The 2,350-nt window shown below is 71.4% G+C and carries 4 protein-coding genes; 3 read left to right on the forward strand and 1 reads right to left on the reverse strand.

Annotated features, from left to right (window positions below; genetic code table 11):
- Positions 1 to 567 precede the first annotated feature (567 nt).
- Positions 568 to 804: an HP1242/YdcH family protein gene (locus SALMUC_RS23715; protein WP_020043769.1), complete on the forward strand. Its 237-nt coding sequence runs from the start codon at positions 568 to 570 to the stop codon at positions 802 to 804.
- Between the two features lie 182 nt (positions 805 to 986).
- Here SALMUC_RS23715 and SALMUC_RS23720 read toward each other — a convergent pair whose 3' ends face one another.
- On the reverse strand, positions 987 to 1,502 hold the full coding sequence (locus SALMUC_RS23720) for a glutathione peroxidase (protein ID WP_037372857.1): 516 nt from the start codon (positions 1,500 to 1,502) through the stop codon (positions 987 to 989).
- A gap of 137 nt (positions 1,503 to 1,639) precedes the next feature.
- Between SALMUC_RS23720 and SALMUC_RS23725 the strand changes: the two genes are divergently transcribed.
- Both SALMUC_RS23725 and SALMUC_RS23730 read left to right on the forward strand, forming a co-directional pair.
- Positions 1,640 to 1,942 (forward strand): DUF4389 domain-containing protein, encoded by a 303-nt coding sequence (locus tag SALMUC_RS23725; protein ID WP_020043767.1) that lies wholly within the window; start codon positions 1,640 to 1,642, stop codon positions 1,940 to 1,942.
- A gap of 36 nt (positions 1,943 to 1,978) precedes the next feature.
- Positions 1,979 to 2,248 (forward strand): DksA/TraR family C4-type zinc finger protein, encoded by a 270-nt coding sequence (locus SALMUC_RS23730; protein WP_020043766.1) that lies wholly within the window; start codon positions 1,979 to 1,981, stop codon positions 2,246 to 2,248.
- The last annotated feature ends 102 nt before the right edge of the window (positions 2,249 to 2,350 follow it).

Raw genomic sequence — 2,350 nt, forward strand, 5'->3', positions numbered from 1 at the left:
GGTCGCGGGACAGACCTGGCGCGCCGGTCGGGGCTGGCGGTCGCGGGGCAGGCCTGACGTGCCGGGCGGCGCTGGCGGTAGCGGGACAGGCCTGACGCGCCGGTCGGGGCGGCGGTCGGGCGATCCTGAGCCTGCGTGGTTCGGCGCCGGGAGCAACTCGCGGCGGTGGCGCGCCGCCGACCGAGGGACGAAGTGTGCCTTCCGCAGAGATCGGAGCGGCGGCCTCGCGCGTGCCGGGGCGATTTCGGTCCGACCGGAGTCGAGCGGAAGGTGCCGCTCGCCCGGGCCTCGCGTGAGGCGTCGATGGCGCGTCGGCGGATCGCGTGCAGTGCGGCGAAGGCACGGCGCGGCGGTCGCGGAGCGGCATGCCGATTGTCGCGTGACAAGGGTGTTTTGCGGCGCACCGATCCTGGAGCGCCACGGCCCTGGCGCGGTGTCGGCTCTGGCTCGGCCGGCGCGTGACGTTGCGCCAGCGTGGCCGGTTTGATCCCTGTCAAGGTGGGGTGAGAGGTGGCGTGCAAGTCTGCTGTCGGACCTGAAGAAAACGGAAAAAGAGGAGAGGCCCGCATGTCCCATGTCCCGCACGAACTGGCCGAGGAATTCCCGGATCTCGCGCAGCGCATTTCGGAGCTGAAACAGAGCGACCGGCGCTTCGCGCACCTGGCCGAGAAGTACCATGCCGTGAACCGCGAGGTGCATCGCGCCGAGAGCAGCGTGCAGCCCGTCGACGAGCTGGAGGAGGTCCGCCTGCGCAAGGAGCGCGCGGCGCTGAAGGACGAGCTCTACGCGCTGCTGACGCACTGAAGGGGCGGAGCGCCCCGGCCGGGTTGTCCGGCCGGGGTATCATGGGCGCGCCGTTTTCTGCCGATCGAAGAGGCGGAGACGGCCCGTCCAGGTGCAAGGAGAAGCGTCGCTCGACGACGCTTCTCCTTGCCGACGGCGCATCAAGGCCGCAACGACCGGTCGGGGCGCGAGCCCACGCAGGCTCAGTCGAGCAGGGGCTCGATGCGGTCGGTGATCGGGCGGCGCGAGGTGGGGCGGGTGGTGCTGCCCCAGGTCTCGACGAGCGCGCCGTCGGGGCCGATCAGGGCCTTGTTGAAGTTCCACGCGGGCTCGAAGCCCCGGGCGGCGAGCCAGCGGTAGAGCGGGTGGGCCGCGTCGCCGGTGACGCGCGTGATCGTGGTCATCGGCAGGTCGAGGTCGAAGTTGACCGCGCAGAAATCCTTGACCGCGGCCTCGTCGCCCAGCTCCTGCTTGAAGTCGTTCGAGGGCACCGCGAGGACCACGAGCCCGCGGTCGCGGTAGCGGTCGTAGAGCGCCTGCAGCCCGTCGTATTGCCGGGTGAAGGCGCAGCGCGAGGCGGTGTTGACCACCAGCACCGGCTGGCCGCGCCATTGCTCGAGCGAGAGCGTGCCGCCGTCGATGTCGTCGAAGCGGAAGCCCTGTGCCGCCTGCGCGGGCAGGGCGAGAAGGGCGAGGATCAGGATGGCGATGCGGATCATGGCGTGGCTTTCGGGGCGGCTGTGTGCCTTGGAAAAGAGCGCGCCGGGCGGCGGTTTCAAGACCGGGAGCGGCCGGGGCCTTGGCCTTTGCGCGGGCGGGCTGTAATGTTTCGGCGCAGGACCAGCGGAGGACGTGCATGACCTCGGAGGACGACAAGGTCGCGGGACGGATCAACGGCGAGCAGCCCGAGGTGCGCCCCGATGGGCTGCCGCTGCGGCTGGCCTACATGATCCTGATCTGGCTGATGCTGAGCCTCGCGCAGACGGTGCTGACCGTGGCGACGGTGGTGCAGTTCGTGATCATGGCGACGAACCACCGAAGGCCCAACGAGCGGCTGGCCGACTTCGGCACCGACCTCGGGATCTGGATGGCCAAGGCGGCGCGGTTCCAGACCGGGGCCTCGGAGGTGAAGCCCTGGCCCTGGACCGAGCTGGACTGAGGCGGGGCGGCGGCCGACGCGAAGAGGGAGACCGGTATGGCCGGAGGATGGAGCCGCGACGGCGCGGTGAGCGAGCAGATCGAGGCCTCGATCAGCGAGGAGCTGGAGCGCATGAAGGCGCGGCGCGCGCCGGTGGGCGAGAGCCTGACCCACTGCGCGGAATGCGACGAGGAGATCCCGGAGAAGCGCAGGATCGCGATCCCGGGGGTGAAGCTGTGCATCGACTGCCAGCAGGAGCGCGACGGGGCGCAGCGGGCACGCGGCGGGATCAACCGGCGCGGCTCGAAGGATTCGCAGCTGAAGTGATCCGGCGGAGCGCGGCTGGCGCCGCGCGCAGGTTGCCTCGGCCCCTTGCGGGGCCTCGGGCGGGGCCCGTGCCGCGCGGGACGGGAGCCGGCCCTAGCGGCG

Source organism: Salipiger mucosus DSM 16094 (genome assembly GCF_000442255.1).
Classification (GTDB): Bacteria; Pseudomonadota; Alphaproteobacteria; order Rhodobacterales; family Rhodobacteraceae; genus Salipiger; species Salipiger mucosus.

What these genes read in the sequence shown, in the direction of transcription:
- SALMUC_RS23720 (WP_037372857.1), bottom strand. Translation starts at nt 1,502, where the DNA reads ATGATCCGCATCGCCATCCTGATCCTCGCCCTTCTCGCCCTGCCCGCG.
- SALMUC_RS23715 (WP_020043769.1), top strand. Translation starts at nt 568, where the DNA reads ATGTCCCATGTCCCGCACGAACTGGCCGAGGAATTCCCGGATCTCGCG.
- SALMUC_RS23730 (WP_020043766.1), top strand. Translation starts at nt 1,979, where the DNA reads ATGGCCGGAGGATGGAGCCGCGACGGCGCGGTGAGCGAGCAGATCGAG.
- SALMUC_RS23725 (WP_020043767.1), top strand. Translation starts at nt 1,640, where the DNA reads ATGACCTCGGAGGACGACAAGGTCGCGGGACGGATCAACGGCGAGCAG.